The sequence below is a fragment of the Xanthomonas sp. NCPPB 3569 genome, from assembly GCF_041475645.2.
Lineage (GTDB): Bacteria > Pseudomonadota > Gammaproteobacteria > Xanthomonadales > Xanthomonadaceae > Xanthomonas > Xanthomonas phaseoli.
In genome coordinates this window covers 2,755,013-2,772,854 of the sequence record NZ_CM192969.1, presented here as the reverse complement: position 1 = coordinate 2,772,854, position 17,842 = coordinate 2,755,013, and the positions used below count along the sequence as shown (strand labels likewise).

The 17,842-nt window shown below is 65.4% G+C and carries 19 protein-coding genes; 6 read left to right on the top strand and 13 right to left on the bottom strand.

Annotation, left to right across the window (positions count from 1 at the left end):
• Nucleotides 1-25: 25 nt before the first annotated feature.
• The 4 genes from ACCQ03_RS12185 to ACCQ03_RS12170 all read right to left on the bottom strand — a co-directional run bounded on the left by ACCQ03_RS12185 (nt 26) and on the right by ACCQ03_RS12170 (nt 2,442).
• Nucleotides 26-823, bottom strand: coding sequence for a M15 family metallopeptidase (locus tag ACCQ03_RS12185; protein WP_057677396.1), 798 nt, complete (start codon nt 821-823; stop codon nt 26-28).
• A gap of 127 nt (nt 824-950) precedes the next feature.
• On the bottom strand, nt 951-1,133 hold the full coding sequence (locus tag ACCQ03_RS12180) for a type II toxin-antitoxin system antitoxin (RefSeq protein WP_017156561.1): 183 nt from the start codon (nt 1,131-1,133) through the stop codon (nt 951-953).
• Nucleotides 1,130-1,414 (bottom strand): hypothetical protein, encoded by a 285-nt coding sequence (locus ACCQ03_RS12175; protein WP_017156562.1) that lies wholly within the window; start codon nt 1,412-1,414, stop codon nt 1,130-1,132. Before ACCQ03_RS12175 ends, ACCQ03_RS12180 begins: the two co-directional genes overlap by 4 nt.
• Nucleotides 1,415-1,572: 158 nt before the next feature.
• The gene (locus ACCQ03_RS12170) at nt 1,573-2,442 is read right to left on the bottom strand and encodes an SPFH domain-containing protein (RefSeq protein ID WP_017160216.1); all 870 of its coding nucleotides are present in this window, start codon (nt 2,440-2,442) and stop codon (nt 1,573-1,575) included.
• Nucleotides 2,443-2,567: 125 nt separating this feature from the next.
• Here ACCQ03_RS12170 and purT point away from each other — a divergent pair, with 125 nt between their 5' ends.
• Nucleotides 2,568-3,770: a formate-dependent phosphoribosylglycinamide formyltransferase gene (purT, locus tag ACCQ03_RS12165; protein WP_057677394.1), complete on the top strand. Its 1,203-nt coding sequence runs from the start codon at nt 2,568-2,570 to the stop codon at nt 3,768-3,770.
• Nucleotides 3,771-4,035: 265 nt separating this feature from the next.
• Here the strand turns inward: purT and ACCQ03_RS12160 are convergent, their stop codons facing one another.
• Both ACCQ03_RS12160 and ACCQ03_RS12155 read right to left on the bottom strand, forming a co-directional pair.
• Nucleotides 4,036-5,364 (bottom strand): endonuclease/exonuclease/phosphatase family protein, encoded by a 1,329-nt coding sequence (locus tag ACCQ03_RS12160; RefSeq protein ID WP_057677393.1) that lies wholly within the window; start codon nt 5,362-5,364, stop codon nt 4,036-4,038.
• Entirely contained in the window at nt 5,318-6,232 is a 915-nt protein-coding gene (locus ACCQ03_RS12155) for an arginyltransferase (protein ID WP_057677392.1), read from the bottom strand. Before ACCQ03_RS12155 ends, ACCQ03_RS12160 begins: the two co-directional genes overlap by 47 nt.
• Nucleotides 6,233-6,272: 40 nt before the next feature.
• Here ACCQ03_RS12155 and ACCQ03_RS12150 point away from each other — a divergent pair, with 40 nt between their 5' ends.
• Nucleotides 6,273-6,872, top strand: coding sequence for an EF-hand domain-containing protein (locus tag ACCQ03_RS12150; RefSeq protein ID WP_150145678.1), 600 nt, complete (start codon nt 6,273-6,275; stop codon nt 6,870-6,872).
• Nucleotides 6,873-7,038: 166 nt separating this feature from the next.
• Here the strand turns inward: ACCQ03_RS12150 and ACCQ03_RS12145 are convergent, their stop codons facing one another.
• From ACCQ03_RS12145 to ACCQ03_RS12125, 5 genes are all read right to left on the bottom strand, one after another.
• Nucleotides 7,039-7,524, bottom strand: a complete 486-nt coding sequence (locus ACCQ03_RS12145) for a hypothetical protein (protein WP_209225450.1) — start codon at nt 7,522-7,524, stop codon at nt 7,039-7,041.
• 280 nt (nt 7,525-7,804) lie between these two features.
• Nucleotides 7,805-8,998: an RNA polymerase sigma factor gene (locus ACCQ03_RS12140; protein ID WP_150145680.1), complete on the bottom strand. Its 1,194-nt coding sequence runs from the start codon at nt 8,996-8,998 to the stop codon at nt 7,805-7,807.
• A 109-nt stretch (nt 8,999-9,107) separates the two neighbouring features.
• On the bottom strand, nt 9,108-9,620 hold the full coding sequence (locus tag ACCQ03_RS12135; RefSeq protein ID WP_057677391.1) for a putative signal transducing protein: 513 nt from the start codon (nt 9,618-9,620) through the stop codon (nt 9,108-9,110).
• A 232-nt stretch (nt 9,621-9,852) separates the two neighbouring features.
• Nucleotides 9,853-10,758: an acyl-CoA thioesterase II gene (tesB, locus tag ACCQ03_RS12130; protein ID WP_057677390.1), complete on the bottom strand. Its 906-nt coding sequence runs from the start codon at nt 10,756-10,758 to the stop codon at nt 9,853-9,855.
• Nucleotides 10,759-10,828: 70 nt separating this feature from the next.
• On the bottom strand, nt 10,829-11,599 hold the full coding sequence (locus ACCQ03_RS12125) for an enoyl-CoA hydratase/isomerase family protein (protein WP_150145684.1): 771 nt from the start codon (nt 11,597-11,599) through the stop codon (nt 10,829-10,831).
• Between the two features lie 65 nt (nt 11,600-11,664).
• Between ACCQ03_RS12125 and ACCQ03_RS12120 the strand changes: the two genes are divergently transcribed.
• A complete protein-coding gene (locus ACCQ03_RS12120) occupies nt 11,665-12,093 on the top strand; it encodes a copper chaperone PCu(A)C (protein WP_057677389.1) in 429 nt (142 codons plus the stop codon).
• A gap of 116 nt (nt 12,094-12,209) precedes the next feature.
• Here the strand turns inward: ACCQ03_RS12120 and ACCQ03_RS12115 are convergent, their stop codons facing one another.
• A complete protein-coding gene (locus tag ACCQ03_RS12115) occupies nt 12,210-12,614 on the bottom strand; it encodes an acyl-CoA thioesterase (protein WP_057677388.1) in 405 nt (134 codons plus the stop codon).
• Entirely contained in the window at nt 12,614-15,580 is a 2,967-nt protein-coding gene (gene uvrA / locus ACCQ03_RS12110; RefSeq protein WP_057677387.1) for an excinuclease ABC subunit UvrA, read from the bottom strand. The genes ACCQ03_RS12115 and uvrA overlap by 1 nt, the downstream gene beginning before the upstream one ends.
• A gap of 292 nt (nt 15,581-15,872) precedes the next feature.
• On the opposite strand from uvrA, the gene rplU reads away from it, so the two are divergent.
• From rplU to obgE, 3 genes are all read left to right on the top strand, one after another.
• Entirely contained in the window at nt 15,873-16,193 is a 321-nt protein-coding gene (gene rplU, locus ACCQ03_RS12105) for a 50S ribosomal protein L21 (RefSeq protein ID WP_003484328.1), read from the top strand.
• 12 nt (nt 16,194-16,205) lie between these two features.
• The gene (rpmA, locus tag ACCQ03_RS12100) at nt 16,206-16,466 is read left to right on the top strand and encodes a 50S ribosomal protein L27 (RefSeq protein ID WP_003484326.1); all 261 of its coding nucleotides are present in this window, start codon (nt 16,206-16,208) and stop codon (nt 16,464-16,466) included.
• 240 nt (nt 16,467-16,706) lie between these two features.
• Nucleotides 16,707-17,759, top strand: coding sequence for a GTPase ObgE (gene obgE, locus ACCQ03_RS12095; protein WP_057677386.1), 1,053 nt, complete (start codon nt 16,707-16,709; stop codon nt 17,757-17,759).
• Nucleotides 17,760-17,842: the final 83 nt, after the last annotated feature.

Genomic DNA, 17,842 nt, shown 5'->3' with positions numbered 1-17,842 from the left:
ACGTGGCGTATGAGGTTCGGCCGGCTCATCTGGCCGACCAACGCCAATGCCACGGTTCGTAGACGATGCCATGCGGGTTGTTGCGTGGATAACTCAGGCGGTAGCCGAACGCGTGCGTGTGGCTGCACAACCAGGCGAATGCGGGCGTGGCTTCGAAGGACTCTTCGGCCGGCGGCTCGCCCGGTGTGCCCAGGTCCAGTGCGTCGCCGCTGTGGTGTTCGCTGAAACCCGGCGCCGCGTTGACCGTGAGGATCTGCTCCAGGGTGAGCCCGCGCGCGAACTTGCGCTCGAAGATGCCCAGTTGGTAGTCGTGGCTGCGGTAGCCGGAAATCGCATCGAGCACGATGTCTGCGCGCAGCGCAGCCGCACGCATCCGTCGCCATGCGCGTGCAGCACCAGCGCTGAGCCATAACGGACGGCCGAAGCGATCGCGTCCGGCAAACTGCAGTGCAGCCGGTTCGGCGATCAACTGCAGGCCCGTCCGTTGCACGTAGTCGTCGGCGACGAGCCCGAGCTGGCTCAGCCGGCGCTGCAATCCGTCGATCGCCAGCGTATCGTCGTGTACCTGGCCGTTGCGGCCGGTTGCGCTCTGCAGACGGTCCAATGCTTCGTCCAGGCCAGGCTCGCGTGCCAGCCGCGGGATCAGCGGCATCAGACCCTGCGGAAGATGTGCAGCCAGATAGCGCCCATCGCGTTTGCGTCGCAATAGCCAGTCGGCCTGTGCCAGCACACGCGCATCCGCATTGCCGCGCGCGCGCAGCAGATCGGCCGGCCACAGCTCGATCGCGCTGGTATTGAGGAGTGCACGTTGAGGATGATGCATCTACGCAGCTTAGCGTTTGCCAGGTGAGTGCTGCCAGTCCAGCCGGGCGCTGTGACCACGCGCCAAGCCACACGCACGAACCGCTATACCGCTGCGCAGGCGCGTCCGGAAGATCGACGGCGCGTGATCAATTTTCGGATGTTTCTTTTCCGCCCTGCGGCTTCGGTAGCCGGCCAGCCTTGCGTAACGCATCGCGCAGCACGTACTCGATCTGCGCATTGAGGCTGCGCAATTCGTCGTCGGCCCAGCGCTGCACGGCGGCCAACACATCGGCATTGATACGCAGTGGGTAGGCTTTTTTTTCGCTCATTTGCCGTCTCTGCGGCCGCCGTGACGGCGCAGGTGCATCAGCATCGACACGATCAACGCGTTGACGCCGACGAGCATGCCGATCACCACCGCATAGATACCGGCGCGGTTGTCGCCGGCCCAGTACAGGCACGCAGCGCCGACCAGGATCACCAGGCTGATCAGCGCCCAGCGCAGGCCCAGGCCGCGTGCGCGGTCGTCGTCGTCCGCGCCGATGGACGCGGCGATGGCCAGCGCGGGCAAGCCGGAAAGCGCAACCACCAGGGGCACCATGATATTCATCGGATCGATCTCGGAGTGGCTGATGCAACAGAAGCAAGTCGTCGCCAGGGCGGGCATGGAGGGTGCGCCCACACGCGCAGTGTACGAGTGGCGCATGCCGATGCCGAACCGTGGCTGCGCCCGGACGGCAGTGAGCGCAGCTGTTTTATCGGTTGCCCTCAATACAGCGAGCCGGCGTTGACCACCGGTTGGGTCCCGCGATCGGAACACAACACGGTGAGCAGGTTGCTGACCATATGCGCCTTGCGCTCTTCGTCCAGTTGCACCACGCCATTCTTCTGCAACTCCGACAGCGCCATTTCGACCATCCCGACAGCGCCGGCGACGATGCGCGAGCGTGCTGCGATCACCGCATTGGCCTGCTGGCGCTGCAGCATGGCCTGGGCGATTTCCGGCGCATAGGCGAGGTGGCTGATGCGCGCCTCGATCACGTCCACGCCGGCCTGGGTCAGGCGCTCGTCCAGATGGCGCTTGAGCTGCTCGCTGATTTCCGCCGGATGGCTGCGCAGCGAAATCTGGCCGTCTTCGTGCTGGTCGTACGGATAGCTGGTCGCCATCGCGCGCAGCGCCGCTTCGGACTGGATATGCACGAAGCTCTCGTAGTCGTCGACGTTGTAGACCGCTTCGGAGGCATCCAGCACCTGCCAGACGATCACCGCCGCGATTTCGATCGGGCTCCCATCCAGCTCGTTGACCTTGAGTCGTCCGCTTTCGAAATTGCGCACGCGCTGGCTGACGCGACGCTTGGCGTAGAACGGCACATTCCAGCGCAGGCCGGCGTCCTTGACGGTCCCGACGTACTTGCCGAACAGGCTCAATACCGCGGCCTGGTTGGGCTCCAGCGTATACAGGCCGGCCAACATGAAAATGCACGCCGCCGCGACCAGCACTGCAGCGACGAACGCGCCTGGCGTGACGCTGGTGCCGGCCATCATTGTCAGCACGTACCAGCCGGCACCGAGGAGGCCGGCGCCTGCAACGAGGACGACAGGAATGCCGGGTAACGAACCAATCGGCTTCTCTTTCATGAGCGCGAGTCCTTATGGAGTGGTAAAAAGATATCAATGTGATATCATTTAAACAACTGCCGTTCGTCGGCGTGGCAGCGGGCAACCGTTAGAATGGCGGCCCCCTCTCGCTCTGGATCGCGCTCATGACCACTCTCGGCACGCCGTTATCGCCTTCTGCCACCCGCGTGTTGTTGCTGGGCTCAGGCGAACTGGGCAAGGAAGTGGCGATCGAGCTGCAGCGTTTCGGTGTGGAAGTGATCGCAGCCGACCGCTATGCCAATGCACCGGCAATGCAGGTGGCGCACCGCTCGCATGTGCTGGACATGCTCGACCCCGCCGCATTGCGCGCGCTGATCGCCAGCGAGCAGCCGCATCTGATCGTGCCGGAGATCGAGGCGATCCATACCGAGACCCTGGTGGCGCTGGAACGCGAGCAAGGCCAAAAGGTCATCCCGACCGCGCGTGCCGCCCGCCTGACCATGGACCGCGAAGGCATTCGCCGCCTGGCCGCCGAAACGCTGGGCTTGCCGACCTCGCCGTATCGCTTTGTCGATACCGTCGAGGAGTATCGCGATGCAATCGCCGCGGTGGGCTTGCCATGCGTGGTCAAGCCGGTGATGTCGTCCTCGGGCAAGGGCCAGAGCACCCTGCGTAGCGAGGCCGATATCGATGCGGCGTGGGCGTATGCGCAGACCGGCGGGCGTGCCGGTGCCGGTCGCTGCATCGTCGAAGGCTTCATCGATTTCGATTACGAAATTACCTTGCTCACCGTGCGGCATGCCGGCGGCACCTCGTACTGCGACCCCATCGGGCATTGGCAGCAGGACGGCGACTACCGCGAAAGCTGGCAGCCGCAGCCGATGTCGGCCGCTGCGTTGCGCCGCTCGCAGCAGATCGCCAAGGCCATCACCGACGAGCTCGGCGGCTGGGGCCTGTTCGGCGTGGAGTTGTTCGTCAAGGGCGACGAGGTGTGGTTCAGCGAAGTCTCGCCGCGCCCGCACGACACCGGCCTGGTCACGCTGGTCTCGCAGGAACTGAGCGAATTCGCGCTGCACGCCCGCGCCATCCTTGGCCTGCCGGTGGGCGCGCAGGACGGCGGCGTGATCCGTCAGGCCGGCCCTTCGGCGTCGTGCGCGTTGCTGGCGCACGGCAATGGCGTGCCGGTGTTCGATAACGTGGCCGAGGCACTGCGCGACCCGGACACCGCACTGCGCCTGTTCGGCAAGCCGCGCGTGGACGGCCATCGCCGCGTCGGCGTCACCCTGGCGCGTGCGGACAGCATCGATGCCGCGCGTGAGAAGGCGCGCGTCGCTGCTGCGGCGTTGACGATCCAGCTGCAGGCCTGAGCGGCGTAGGTCAGACGCAGTGCTGCGCACGGCTGCATTGCGTCGACGCGGCAAGGGCGCTCGGGATTGATGCGGACGTCTTCCCGAGGATGCCTGACGCAGCTGATTGATTGCCCCTGGTGACGCCACGTCATCGGTCACCGCAAGCAGCACGGCGCCCGACGAGCTGCTCGTGCGTGGATCTTTTTCCAGCCGGGTGCCGAGACCGCAGATGGGCAAGCAACTCGCTGCTCCGAATCCCTAATCCCAACTCCCCAACCCCCCGCTACTCCGCCACATCCACCCACACCGCATGATGGTCGCTGCCATCGGCAATCGCCGCCTCCGGCGCGTTGCTGGCCGGCCAGAAAATGCCGCTGCCGATCAGGGTGAACTGGTGCGATGGCAGCACGTAGTCCAGGCGCATGGTGCCGGCCTGCGGGCCGAAGTCGCCGGTGACCTGGTGCGGGTCGCCGCTGTGGGCGATGCCCAACGCGGCGTATTCGGCGGTTTTTTCCGGGCCGCCATCGCTGCGCGGGGTGGGGTACTGCAGCACGCGCGGGTGGTTGATCAAGGCGCGGATCGCCTCATGGCGGCCGGCGCCATCGACCGGGTCGTTGTTCAGATCGCCCAGGATGACGAAGCGCGCATCGGCAGCCAAGCCGCCGCAGCCGCCCTTGTCGTCGCAGAGCCAGCGTTGGCTTTCGGGTGCGTTGTCCAGGTAGGCGCGCCACAACTGCAGCTCGTCGTGGTTGCGCGCGGCGTTGCGTTTCTCGGCACCGTCGAACACCGGTGGGGTGGGGTGCGACACCAGCGCATGCACGACACCCACCGGCGTGCGCACCGGCACATCCCAATGCGATTTGGACGACAGCCGCAGCTGTGCCCAGATGGCATCGCTGTAGTACGACGTCTTGCTGGCCGGATCGATCGGCCGCAGCGCGCCAGGTAGCGCGCTCCACTTCAGCAACTGGAAGCTCCGCACCGCCTGCGCATCGATCGGGTAGCGCGACAACACCAGCATGCCGTACTGGCCAGGATGCAGCCCGTAGCCCCACGCGTCGTTGCCACGCGCGCGGCCTTCGCCGCCGGCGCTGCCGTTGTTGTCCAGATCCAGGCCGCTCGGCACGCCGGTATTGACCGGTGCCAGATAGCGGTACGGATAACGCAACGCCTCGCCGCCGCCCGGCTGGGCCACTTGCAGATAGCGTTGCTGGAACAGATCGGCAGCACGGTGTTCCGGGTCGAAGTCGAACTCGTTGAGCAGCACCAGGTCCGGGCGCACGCGCTGCAGTACCGCAGCGATCTTGCGCGCATGCGCGCTGTCGCCCTGCAGCTCGCGTATCAGGCCGCCGGCCTCGTCCGAATACAGCGAGGTGTTGTAGGTGGCGATGCGCAGCTGTGCCGCGGCCGGCCGGGCGGCGAGGGTGTCGGTCTGCATCGTGGGCGAGGGCGCGGGGTGGGCGCAGGCCGCGCACAGGGCGGTCAGCGTGAGCAGCAGGAAAGGTTTGATCATTGCGAGATTCTCGCATGCGGGATGCGACACGCCGATGTCGCAATCCGGCGGTTCAGTCGGCCGATGCGTGGGCGGGCAAGCCGCGCCAGTGGCGGCCATCGTAGGCTTCCAGTGCACTGAAGCGGCGCTTGTAGTTCATTTTCGCGTGGCCATTGATCCAGTACCCCAGATACAGGTGCGCGCGTCGCTCGCGTTGCGCCCACTGGATCTGCTGCAGGATCGCGAACGTGCCCAGGCTGCGCGCTGCCGCCTCCGGCGCGTAGAACGTGTAGACCGCCGACAACGCATGCTCGGTGACATCGGTCACTGCAACCGCCAGCAGCCGGCCGGGCAGGTGCGCGATGGCCGGTTCGCGGATCTCCAGAAAGCGCCCGTGCGACCAGCCGCCGATCAGGAACTGGTCGAATTCGGTGGCGCCATGTTCGTCCATGCCGCCGCCGGGATGCCGGTGCTTGAGGTACTGGCGATAGAGCGCCAGTTGTTCGTCGGTGCGCTCGGCGGCCACCACGCGGACCACCAGATCCTGGTTGCGCGCCAGGCAACGGCGTTGGCTGCGGTCTGGATGGAACGCATCCACCGCGATGCGTACCGGCACGCAGGCACGGCACCGTTCGCAGTGCGGCCGGTAGACCAGGTCGCCGGAGCGACGGAACCCCCATGCCAGCGCTTGCGGATAAATCGCCCCCAGGCGCGGATCGTGCGGGTCCAGCACCAGATCGCGCGCCTGCCGGTCGGACCAATAGCCACAGGCATGCTCGCCGGTCTGGAACAGGCGCAGGTCGTCGTGGGTGTCGGCATGGATGGCCATGGCCGAAGGATAGCGCCTGCGCGTCGCAGCAGCGGCGACTGTCCGCCGGATGAATACGTCCGGCCTGGGCGTCAACGCGCGCAGCGATGGCTCGTTGATGAGGGTGTTGGTGGCAGCGCACGGATGATCCGCACGCACCACCCACGCGATGCGGCCCATGCAGGTGCCGCGTGTGGTTCCTATCTTCCAGGAGTGTCTCATGACGTCACGCAAACCCTTTCTCGCCCTGGCCGTGCTGGCCGCGCTGTCCGCTGGCACCGCATTCGCCGCCACCGTGCCGGCTCCCGGCGATGCGCCGCGGCCTGCCAAGCTCGACAAGAGCGGCGATGGCGTGATCGACCGCAGCGAAGCGGCTGCCGATCCGACGCTGGCCGCGCAGTTCGATACGTTGGACACCAACAAGGACGGCAAGCTGTCGCGCGACGAGCGCCCGCATCATCGTGGCCCTGGGCGCGATGGGCGCGGCGGACGTGGCGAATGGATGGCCAAGCTCGATACCAACAAGGATGGCCGTATCAGCCGCGAAGAAGCCAAGGCCGACCCCAAGTTCGCTGCACGCTTCGACCAGATGGATCTCAACAAGGACGGCTTCGTCGACCGTGCCGACCGTGAGTTGCGCATGCAGCAGCATCGCGACGCGTGGTTTGCCAAGGCCGATACCGACAAGGACGGCAAGCTGAGCAAGGCCGAGTTCGATGCCGCGTCCAAGTGGCGTGGCGGGCACGGACCGGGTGGGATGGGCAGGCACGGCGACGATGGCAAGCCGGCACCGGCCGCCGCACCTGCGACGAACCGCTGAGGCATCGCCGACTGCGGCACTCGTTGCGTATTGGCGAGTGCCGCTTGGGTGAGTGGTGGGTTCACCAGTTGTTTGCAGTACGTAACAAGGCGCCGATCGACCGCGCCCTTCCGCCTGGCGGGAGGGCGCTTGCGTTTGGGACAGACGCTGAGCGCGGGCACAACGCTCAGTCGTGCTTCCACGAGGTGGGAACCGGATTGGAGACGGTGTTTTTCTCCAGCGTGTAGGTGCCGTTCTGCTGCGCGATCGCTTCGCCGGTGTCGACGATGGCGTTCTGGATGAAGACATTCTGCTGCTCGCCGCGCACGAAGGTCAGCTGGTGGAACGCGGTCTTGTTGCCCCAGTCTTCCGAGGGCAGGGAGATGAACCGGATGGTGTAGGTCTGGTCGTCGAATGTTCCCTGCAGGACATAGACGCCGTAATGGTTTTCGCCCTGGGAAATGATTTTGTACATGCCGTTGCTGAAATAATAGATTTCCGCGTCGGGGAACGGCTTCTTGTCGTAGAGCTTGCGGTAGTGAAGCACCTGCTTGAAGGTGGGTGCTCCGAAACTCACCGACAGCGTCTTGCCATCGGGGGACTTGGTGAGTCCGTCCGCATGCGCGCTCATGCGGACCATCATCAGCAGACTGGTGAACAGACTTGCCTTCACTTCATGACTCCGTGGTCTGGTTGAATCCTGCCTGCTTATAGCAGCGCGGGCGTTGCCCGATGACAGCGATGGTCGGATACGAATCCATCACTTCGGATCATGGAGCGTGGCTCGCCGCGCGCCTCCCCTCGCACGCAGACCACATTGAGCCGGATCCATCGCGCACGCCACCAGGTTGCCGTATGCAGTTGTCGCGTCGGCGTGCGCTTGGCTCGGCGTCGGCGTGTCATCGTCTTGGAAAAGTTTGCCGCTGCCGAACCAGCGGTGATATCCGGTCGGCTCAGAGCATTCCTGACTGCATGTAGTGCCGCACGACGGGCACAATGACAGCCGCAGTGCTCACCAGCATCGCGCCGGGACTGAACATGCAGCGGTACAACAGCGGCGCCCGGGTGGCGCCGTGTCTGCGCGCATCGCGTTCGAGCATGGGGCGCATGACGCGTGGCAGGATGCGCAGGGATTGATAGTTGAGTACCGCCATGCCTGCGCACAGCGTCAGAACCGATACCCACGCGCCTGCGTGCAGGTATTTCAGCACCAACGTGCTGCCGCATACCAGCACCGAGGTCAGCGTGGTGACGTGCACGAACCGACGGATCGCCGCTGCCTCGCTGGCGGTCTGTGCGAAGCGCAGCAGGTACCAGTACGTCCAGTAGGTACCGATCCCGGCAACCAGCACCGCGCACGCAGCGAACAGTGCCGGCATGCCGAGCCAGAGGCTGAGCGCGCCAGCGGCGCCGCCCCCACCCAGCGCCGAGCCGCTCAACCCGCTCGCGCCCAGTTTTCCCGCGCCTCCGATGCCCGTCAGCACAACCGCCGCGCTAGCCTTGCCCGGCGCGCCCAACAGGCTGGCCGAGCTCACTGCGCTGGCGAATGCCATGCCGGGTGCGCTGCGACGCGCGAACTCGCCGAACCGGCGCAGCAGCTCGCTGCGTACGCTGGCACGTGCGCGCGACAGGCGCTTGCGTACTGCTGCATCGCTGAGCCCAAGCAGCGAGGCAACCTGTTGCGAGCTCTGGCCTTCGCGGTAATACAACAGCAGCGTTTCGCGACTTTCTTCCGGCAATGCAGAAATGATGTCGAGCGCGGCGATCTCTTCTTCCACCTGCAGCAACTGCTCGGCGGGCGAGGGCGCCGGGTCGGCGGCCATCGCAATGGCAAGCTCGGCCGCTTCACCACTGAGCGCGCGATGGCGGTTGGCGCGCAGCCAGTCGCGCGCCAGGTTGCGGGTGATCTGGCGCAGCCAGGGCAGGAAGCTGGCCGGCTGATGCAGTTGCGCCAGCCGCTGCCAGGCACGCAGGAAGGCCTCCTGGGCAATGTCTTCGCTGGCTGCGATGTCGCGGGTGATCGCCAGCGCGATCGCAGTCACCGTGTTCTGGCACGCAAGCACGATGCGCCCGTAAGCCTGCTGGCAGCCAGCCGCGGCGCTGGGCAGGTCGCGTTGCAACATCAGATTCAGCGTGTCGGCGTTCATCGGCGCAATCCATGTCCTGATGCCAGCATGACGCAGGCCGGCGACGGATGTGACCGCGCCGACGAGCATGCCTGCCGTACCAGCGGGTGACCGCGCTGGCCAGCCGCGTTCAGCGGGTCGGCTGGATCCGTACGCGCACTTCGTCGTCTTCTGCTGCCGGTGGTGCGCCATCTGGCGCTGGCGTCCGTTGCGATGCCGGCTGGGCCGCTGGTGCCACTTGCGTCGGCGCGCTGCGGTGGCGCATCACCACCACCATCGCCACGGCGCCGATCACCAGCAGCAACACCAGGCGGATACGCCAAGCCCAGCTGCGCGCATTGGAGCTGGAGCCGTTTTCACCCTCGCGGAAGGTGTATTCCACATTCGGCAGGTCGCGGCGGGTGGTGTCCAGCAGGCGGGCGTCGCGCAGCAGCTCGCGTGCGCGCGGCTGGTCGTTGGCATGCACGATCCAGACGGTGGGCTGCGCCTGGGCGTTGCTCTGCTCCAGGTAGCTGAACTGGCCGCCTCGCTTGCTTTGATACGAGCGACCGTTGCTGATGCGGATCTCGATTCCCGCATCGCGCAAGAGATTGGCCACGCCTTCGGCGGTTTCGATACGTTGACTGCTGAAGATCTTGCGCATGGTGGAAAACGCCGTTGGGTCCGGAACAGATGGCGCCGTCGAGGCGCCAGTTCAAGATGAAACATCAAGGTGCGGGTGATGCGGTCAGGTGATCGCATGCGCATGCCCATGGCAGGCAAGCATGCCAGCTTGCGGTGTCTGCAGTGCGCGGGGCGCGGTGGCCGGTTGCCTTCGACCCAGTCGGGGTGCGCACTGGCCTCACGCAGCGTGCCGCGCTGTCGCGGTGTGCGGTCTACCCCCTGGCCGGCACGGCAATCGCGCTGCCCTCAGGCACTACCCGGATCAGGCCTTCCTGCGTGGTGCTAGCCACCAGCACGCCGTCGCGGGTGAAAAACTGTCCGCGGGCCAGACCGCGTGCGCCCTGCGCGGTGGGGCTGTCGAGCGAGTACAGCAGCCAGTCGTCGGTACGGAACGGACGATGAAACCACAGGGCATGATCGAGCGAGGCCATCTGCACGTTCGGCGTGTAATAGCTGATGCCGTGCGGAAATGTCGAGGTGCCGAGCAACTGGAAATCCGACGCGTACGCAAGCAGCGCTTGATGCAAGCCAACATCCTCGCCGATGGGATCGTTCAGGCGCAGCCACATCTGCTGGAACGGCGGGCGCTTTGGCGGCTTGAGTTCGTCGCGCGGAAAGACATGGCGAAACTCGAACGGGCCGCCGCGCGACAGCCAGCGCTGCACCTTGGCCGGCAGCTTGGCCAACACCTCCGGTGCCAGCGGTGCGGCCGGTTCGATGTCTTCCGGTGGCGGCACCACCGGCATCGCCGACTGATGCTCGGCGCCGTCTTCGCGCTCCTGAAACGAGGCGGCGCAGAAAAAGATCACCTTGCCGTGCTGGATCGCCGTGACCCGGCGCACCGAGAAACTGCCGCCATCGCGGGTGCGATCGACGTCGTAGACGATGGGGTGGTCGATATTGCCGGCACGCAGGAAATACGCATGCAGCGAATGCGCCTGACGCCCGTTTTCGACCGTGGCCTGCGCTGCCGACAACGCCTGGCCCAGCACCTGCCCGCCGAACACGTATTTGGTGCCAATGTCGCGGCTCTGGCCACGGAACAGGTTGTCTTCCAGGCGCTCCAGCGACAGCAGGCTGATCAGTTCGGAGACGACGGGTTCGGCGGTGGCGGACAAGGGGCTGGCCTGGGCATGCAACGGATTGCGAGTATACCGGCCCGCCCAAGGGGCGCCGCGGGGGCGGGGTTCAGGCCTTCTGCAGGCGCGCCACCAGGCCATGCAGCGCGGTCTGCGCATCCGGCGCGTACCAGCCATCGATGAAGCGCTCCAGCTGGATCAACTCCGGCGCCAATGCCGCACGCAGGTCGGCACGCGCAATCGCGCGCGTGGTCAACATCGGTTGGCGGGGAAGCTGCTGCAGCTCCTGCAGCCACGCCACCGCGCGTGCGGTGACCAGCTCGCCATCGACCAGTTCGTCCACCAGTCCGATCGCGACCGCCTGTTCGGCCGGCAGCAGGTGCCCGGAGATCAGCAGGCGCTCGGCGCGATGCGCACCCACCACGCGGCGCAACAGGCGTTGGATCCCCTCTGGCGCAGCAAGGCCTACCTGCACTTCGTTGAGGCCGATCGTATAGGGTCTTGCGGTATCGGCACTGCGCGCCATCACCCGGTAGTCGCAGCACAACGCCAGCACGCAGCCGCCGGCCGGCGCATGCCCGCCGATGGCCGCTACCACCGGCACGCGGCTGTTGGCCAGCGCCTGCGCCGCATCGAAGAACGCGGTCCAACTAGCCAACAGCGCCGTGCGGTCGGTACCGTGCGCCAGCAGATGCGGCACATCCATGCCGCCGGAAAAAATCCGCTCGCTGCCCGACAGCACGATGCCATCGACTTCCTCGCCCGCCTGCCGCACCGCGACGCTCAATGCCTGGCACAACGCGCTGTCCAGCGCGTTGACCGGCGGGCGCGCCAGACGGATTTCGCGAAGACGGCCATGGTCTAAGATCTGGATGCTCATTCGGGGCTCCTGGAGGTCAGGTCATGATAGACGGCAGTCGAAGCAGGCGGGGTAGGTGGGCCGGCGTGGTACTCGCGGCGTTGGCGCTGGCGGCAAGTGCGGGCGTGTCGGCGCAATGCCTGCCCGAATTCAAGAATGGCTGGATCCGCATCCCGCCGCCCGGTGGCATGGGCATGGCGGCCGGGTTCGGGCAATTTCATAACGGCTGTGCGCAGCCGCTGAAGATCACTGCTGCCAACAGCAGCGTATTTGCCGATGTCTCGTTGCACGAAACCACCCAGGTCAATGGCGTCAGCCGCATGCGTGCGGTGCCCGAACTGGCATTGCCTGCCGGCAAATCGGTGCCGCTGGCGCCGGGTGGCCTGCACCTGATGTTGATGGATGCCAATGCGCCATTGCAGGAAGGTGCGCAGGTGCCGGTGAGCTTTACCCTGCAGGACGGTCGCCAAATCAAGGCCACCTTGGAAGCACGCAAGCGCGCGCCCGGGTCTTGAGTGTCTGATGGCCGTTGCGCGCGTGCGCCGGCATTGAAATGAAAGCGGCGGCTCCACACGGAGCCGCCGCCGATCTTTCGCGCTGCTGCAACGTCAGCGAAGCAGCCGATGGGAATTCAGCTGCTGGCCGCGCGCACCGCATCCGGCAGCGCGGCGCTCTTGCCGGTCTGCGTATCGATCCACACCACGACCACGTTGCCATCGGAGTACAGCTTGCTGTCGTCCTTCTGGTCGAAGATGCGGTGGCCGATGGTCACGCTGCTGGTGCCCAGGCGTTCGACGAACAACTCGACGGTGATGTCGTTGGGCCAGATCAACGGTTGCTTGTAGTTGACGTTGGTGGCCGCAACCACCGGCGCGATGTGGTCGGTCATCGCCACGCCTTGCACGCCCAGCATCCAGCGCACGCGCGCTTCTTCCAGATAGGAAATGTACTTGGCGTTGTTGACGTGGCCCATGCTGTCCATGTCGCGCCAGCGCACGCTGATGGGGATGCGTGCCAGGATCTTGTGTTCGCTCATCAGCTTGCCTTCTTCTTCGCAGTCTTCTTGGTGGCGGATGTGGCGGCCTTGGCCACCTTCTCCGGTTTGATCTTGCGCGGAGGGCGCGCATCGGGCTTGTTGGCCATCGCCGCCGGACGCGTTTCGCGCGCCTTCACCGATGGCAGCATCTTGGCCAGGAACTGCCCCGTGTAGGACGCCTTGTGTGCAGCCACATCTTCCGGCGTGCCGGAAATCAGGACGGTGCCGCCGCGATGTCCGCCTTCCGGGCCCAGGTCCACGATCCAGTCGGCGGTCTTGATCACGTCCAGATTGTGTTCGATCACCACCACGGTGTTGCCTTCGTCGCGCAGCTTGTGCAGCACGCCAAGCAACGCTTCGATATCGTGGAAGTGCAGGCCGGTGGTCGGTTCGTCCAGGATGTACAAGGTGCGTCCGGTATCGCGACGCGACAGTTCCTTGGACAGCTTGACGCGCTGCGCTTCACCACCGGAGAGCGTGGTCGCGCTCTGGCCCAGCTTGATGTAGCTCAATCCCACATCGACCAGCGTTTCCAGTTTGCGTGCGATCGACGGCACCGGCTCGAACAGGCGCAGCGCATCTTCCACGGTCATCTGCAGCACGTCGCTGATGTTGAAACCCTTGTAGCGGATCTCCAGCGTTTCGCGGTTATAGCGCTTGCCGTGGCAGACGTCGCAGGGCACGTAGACATCGGGCAGGAAGTGCATCTCCACCTTGATCATGCCGTCGCCCTGGCAGGCCTCGCAGCGGCCGCCACGCACGTTGAAACTGAAACGCCCCGGCGAGTAGCCGCGTGCACGCGCCTCGGGCACCTGCGCAAACAGCTCGCGCAACGGCGTGAACATGCCGGTGTAGGTGGCCGGGTTGGAGCGCGGCGTGCGCCCGATCGGCGACTGGTCGATATCCACCACCTTGTCGAACAGGTCCAGGTTTTCGACTTCGCGATGCGGCGCTACGGTGTGCGAGGCGCCATTGATCTCGTTGGCCGCCAGGGTGAACAAGGTATCGTTGATCAGCGTCGACTTGCCCGAGCCGGACACGCCGGTGATGCAGGTCAGCAGGCCGGCGGGAATGTCCAGGTCGACATTCTTCAGGTTGTTGCCGGTGGCCCCGCGCAGATGCAGCATCATCTTCGGATTGGGCTTGTGGCGCTGCTTGGGAATCTCGATGCGGCGCTTGCCCGACAGGTATTGGCCGGTCAACGAGCGCGGCGATTTCAGGATGTCGTCCAGCGTGCCTTGCGCGCAGATTTCGCCGCCATGCACGCCCGCACCGGGGCCAATGTCCAGCACGTGGTCGGCCAGGCGGATCGCATCTTCGTCATGCTCGACCACGATCACGGTGTTGCCCAGGTCGCGCAGCCGCGTCAGCGTGCCGAGCAGGCGTTCGTTGTCACGCTGGTGCAGGCCGATCGAGGGCTCGTCCAGCACATACATCACCCCGACCAGGCCGGCACCGATCTGGCTGGCCAGGCGGATGCGCTGCGCCTCGCCGCCGGACAAGGTGTCGGCCTTGCGTTCCAGGGTGAGGTAATCCAGGCCCACATCGACCAGGAAGCCCAACCGCTCGCCGATCTCCTTGACGATCTTGGTCGCGATCTCGCCACGCCAGCCCGGCAAGGACAGGCCGCGGAAAAAGTTCAGCGCTTCGTTGACCGGCAGCACCACCAGCTCGGGCAACGGGCGGTCGGCGACGAACACGTTGCGTGCGGCTCGATTCAAGCGCGTGCCGTTGCAGGCAGGGCAGGGTTGCTGGCTGACGTATTTGGTCAGCTCTTCGCGCACTGCCGGCGACTCGGTTTCGCGGTAGCGACGTTCCAGGTTCGGCAGGATGCCCTCGAAGCGATGCTTGCGCGTGGTGCGCCCGCCCGCATCGGTGAAGTAGGTGAAGCTGATCACCTCATCGCCGCTGCCGAACAGCACCGCCTGGCGCACCTTGGCCGGCAGCGTGTTCCATACCGCGTCCACGTCGAACTTGTAGTGCTTGGCCAGCGAAGCAATCAGCTGGAAATAATAGGCATTGCGCCGATCCCAGCCGCGTACCGCGCCGGCCGAAAGCGACAGCTCCGGATGCACCACGACGCGATCCGGATCGAAGAATTCGGCCACGCCCAGGCCGTCGCAGCTGGGGCAGGCGCCCACCGGTGCGTTGAACGAAAACAGCCGCGGTTCCAGCTCCGGCAGCGAGTAATCGCACACCGGGCAGCTGTACTTGGACGAGAACAGGTGCGGCGCCGCAGCCGGGTCGTCCAGCGACTGCACCGCCACCATGCCTTCGCCGAGCTTGAGTGCGGTCTCGAAACTTTCCGCCAGCCGCTGCTTGATGTCTTCGCGCGGACGGAAGCGGTCGATCACCGCTTCGATGGTGTGCTTCTGGCGCAGCGCCAGCGGCGGCACTGCATCGATTTCGTACAGCTCGCCGTCCACGCGCACGCGCACGAAGCCCTGCGCACGCAGTTGTTCGAACACCTGCGCATGCTCACCCTTGCGCTCGCGGATCACCGGCGCCAGCAGCATGTAGCGCTGCTCCTGGTCCTGGGTGAGCATGTGATCGACCATCTGGCTGACGGTCTGCGCCTCCAGCGGGAAGCCGTGGTCCGGGCAACGCGGCTGTCCCACGCGTGCATACAGCAGGCGCAGGTAATCGTAGATCTCGGTGATCGTGCCGACCGTGGAGCGCGGGTTATGCGAGGTGGACTTCTGTTCGATCGAAATCGCCGGGGACAGGCCTTCGATGTGGTCCAGGTCCGGCTTTTCCATCACGCTGAGGAACTGGCGCGCATACGCCGACAGCGACTCGACGTAGCGGCGCTGGCCCTCCGCATAAATGGTGTCGAACGCCAACGACGACTTGCCCGAGCCGGACAGGCCGGTGATCACGATCAGTTTGTCGCGAGGCAGGTCGAGGTCGATGTTCTTGAGGTTGTGCGTCCGCGCGCCGCGGATGCGGATGAAATCCATCGCCATGGGGGATCCGATGTCGGGCCGGCGAACCGGCGGTGGTGCGAGCGTGCTCAGCAGGAATGAGTGGCAGTCGATCAGCCTACCCGCCGACCTAGGTGAGGGCAATTGCCCCAAATGCCAGTCTGCCGGGGCCGTTGTGGCGGCCGGATGATGCGTTCCACCAGCCCGGTTCGGGCCGGCAGCGGCGGGCCCGCTTGCGACTTGACCCGAAACCGGCTAGGTCAGTACAATTCCGCTCCTGTCTGCCCCACGGGCAAGTCAGGCGACCATAATAACTACAGAGGAACACCTGGTCATGTACGCAGTTCTGGTAACCGGCGGTAAGCAATACCGCGTCGCGCAGGGCGAAACGCTCCGCGTGGAAAAGCTCGAAGTCGAAGCTGGCAACGAGATCAAGTTCGACACCATCCTGATGTTGGGCGATAGCGATGGCATCAAGCTGGGCGATGCGCTGAAGGGCGCCTCGGTCACCGCCAAGGTCGTGGCCCACGGCCGCGCCGACAAGGTGCGCATCATCAAGTTCCGTCGCCGCAAGCACCACATGAAGCGTCAGGGACACCGTCAGCACTACACCGAAATCGAGATCACCGGCATCGCCGGTGGCGACAAGAAGTAAGGAGAACCAGTCATGGCACATAAAAAGGGCGTAGGTTCCTCGCGCAACGGTCGCGATTCGAATCCGAAGTACCTCGGCGTGAAGATCTTCGGTGGCCAGGCCATCGACGCCGGCAACATCATCGTGCGTCAGCGCGGCACCCAGTTCCATCCGGGCGCCGGTGTCGGCCTGGGTCGTGACCACACGCTGTTTGCGCTGGTCGACGGCAAGGTGGAGTTCTCCACCAAGGGCCCGAAGAAGCGTCGTACCGTCAGCGTGGTTGCCGAGGCGTAATCGCCCGCTCCATGCAGGCCAGTTCGTCCGGCAACGCTGCCGGGCGAACGAGACGGAAAGCCCCGCTTCGGCGGGGTTTTGCGTTTGAGAATCGGGAATCGGGAATAAGGAATCGAAAAAAGCGATTCTGCTCCCCGACCGGATTCTGCAGCCAGGCCGGCGAGCAGTCTTGCCGGCAGGAAGCAGTCATTCGCTGTGCCGATTCCCGATTCCCTATTCTCCATTCCCGGTTGTCATCCCATGAAATTAGTCGACGAAGCAGAAATCCTGGTCACCGCCGGTAATGGCGGCAACGGCTGTGTCGGCTTTCGCCGCGAGAAGTTCATTCCGCTGGGTGGGCCCGATGGCGGCGATGGCGGTGCCGGCGGTAGCGTCTGGATCGTGGCCGACGAGAACGTCAACACGCTGGTCGATTTCCGCCATGAGCGCACCTTCAAGGCGCAGCGCGGCGAGAACGGCATGGGCCGGCAGGCGTACGGCAAGGGCGGCGAAGACCGCATCATCGTGGTGCCGGTCGGTACCGTGGTGATCAATGTGCAGACCGATGAAGTGATCGGCGACCTGACCCAGCACGGCGACCGCTTGCTGGTGGCCAAGGGCGGCAAGGGCGGCCTGGGCAACATGCATTTCAAGAGCTCGGTCAACCGCGCGCCGCGCCAGGCCACCACCGGTGAGGAGGGCGAAGAACGTCTGCTCAAGCTGGAACTGAAGCTGCTGGCCGACGTCGGCCTGCTGGGGTTCCCCAATGCCGGCAAGAGCACCTTGATCCGCGCGGTGTCCTCGGCCACGCCGAAGGTGGCCGACTACCCGTTCACGACCCTGTACCCGAATCTGGGCGTGGTCAGTGTCGAGGCATACCGCAGTTTCGTCATCGCCGACGTTCCGGGTCTGATCGAAGGTGCCGCCGACGGCGCCGGTCTGGGCACGCAGTTCCTGCGCCATCTGCAGCGCACCCGCCTGCTGTTGCATCTGGTGGACATGGCCCCGATGGATGGTGGCGTGGATGGCGTATCGCCGGCCGACCAGGTGCGCACCATCGAACGCGAACTGGAACGGCACGATCCCGAGTTGCTGAAGAAGCCGCGCTGGCTGGTGCTCAACAAGGCCGACCTGATGTTCGAAGACGAGGCGCGTGCCGCCGCAGAGGGCATCGTGGCCGAGTTGGGTTGGACGGCGCCGTGGTATCTGGTGTCCGCCCTCGGGCGTGACGGCACGTTCCCGATCATGAAAGACGTGATGGCGTTCTTCGACCGCCAGCGCGAAGACGAGCTTGATGCACGCGATGCGGGCTGAGTGCAGGCGCAGGCACACAAAAAACCCGGCCAAGGCCGGGTTTTTCTGTATTGCCGGAAGCCAGGCTCCCGGCAATGCGCCAA

Bases quoted from the DNA above. Each gene is read 5' to 3' on its own strand.
- ACCQ03_RS12115 (WP_057677388.1), bottom strand. From the start codon at position 12,614: ATGAGCGAACACAAGATCCTGGCACGCATCCCCATCAGCGTGCGCTGG.
- ACCQ03_RS12180 (WP_017156561.1), bottom strand. From the start codon at position 1,133: ATGAGCGAAAAAAAAGCCTACCCACTGCGTATCAATGCCGATGTGTTG.
- ACCQ03_RS12170 (WP_017160216.1), bottom strand. From the start codon at position 2,442: ATGAAAGAGAAGCCGATTGGTTCGTTACCCGGCATTCCTGTCGTCCTC.
- ACCQ03_RS12135 (WP_057677391.1), bottom strand. From the start codon at position 9,620: ATGCGCAAGATCTTCAGCAGTCAACGTATCGAAACCGCCGAAGGCGTG.
- ACCQ03_RS12150 (WP_150145678.1), top strand. From the start codon at position 6,273: ATGACGTCACGCAAACCCTTTCTCGCCCTGGCCGTGCTGGCCGCGCTG.
- rpmA (WP_003484326.1), top strand. From the start codon at position 16,206: ATGGCACATAAAAAGGGCGTAGGTTCCTCGCGCAACGGTCGCGATTCG.
- ACCQ03_RS12185 (WP_057677396.1), bottom strand. From the start codon at position 823: ATGCATCATCCTCAACGTGCACTCCTCAATACCAGCGCGATCGAGCTG.
- rplU (WP_003484328.1), top strand. From the start codon at position 15,873: ATGTACGCAGTTCTGGTAACCGGCGGTAAGCAATACCGCGTCGCGCAG.
- ACCQ03_RS12155 (WP_057677392.1), bottom strand. From the start codon at position 6,232: ATGGGCCGCATCGCGTGGGTGGTGCGTGCGGATCATCCGTGCGCTGCC.
- ACCQ03_RS12140 (WP_150145680.1), bottom strand. From the start codon at position 8,998: ATGAACGCCGACACGCTGAATCTGATGTTGCAACGCGACCTGCCCAGC.
- ACCQ03_RS12125 (WP_150145684.1), bottom strand. From the start codon at position 11,599: ATGAGCATCCAGATCTTAGACCATGGCCGTCTTCGCGAAATCCGTCTG.
- ACCQ03_RS12175 (WP_017156562.1), bottom strand. From the start codon at position 1,414: ATGAATATCATGGTGCCCCTGGTGGTTGCGCTTTCCGGCTTGCCCGCG.
- uvrA (WP_057677387.1), bottom strand. From the start codon at position 15,580: ATGGCGATGGATTTCATCCGCATCCGCGGCGCGCGGACGCACAACCTC.
- obgE (WP_057677386.1), top strand. From the start codon at position 16,707: ATGAAATTAGTCGACGAAGCAGAAATCCTGGTCACCGCCGGTAATGGC.
- purT (WP_057677394.1), top strand. From the start codon at position 2,568: ATGACCACTCTCGGCACGCCGTTATCGCCTTCTGCCACCCGCGTGTTG.
- ACCQ03_RS12160 (WP_057677393.1), bottom strand. From the start codon at position 5,364: ATGGCCGCCACTGGCGCGGCTTGCCCGCCCACGCATCGGCCGACTGAA.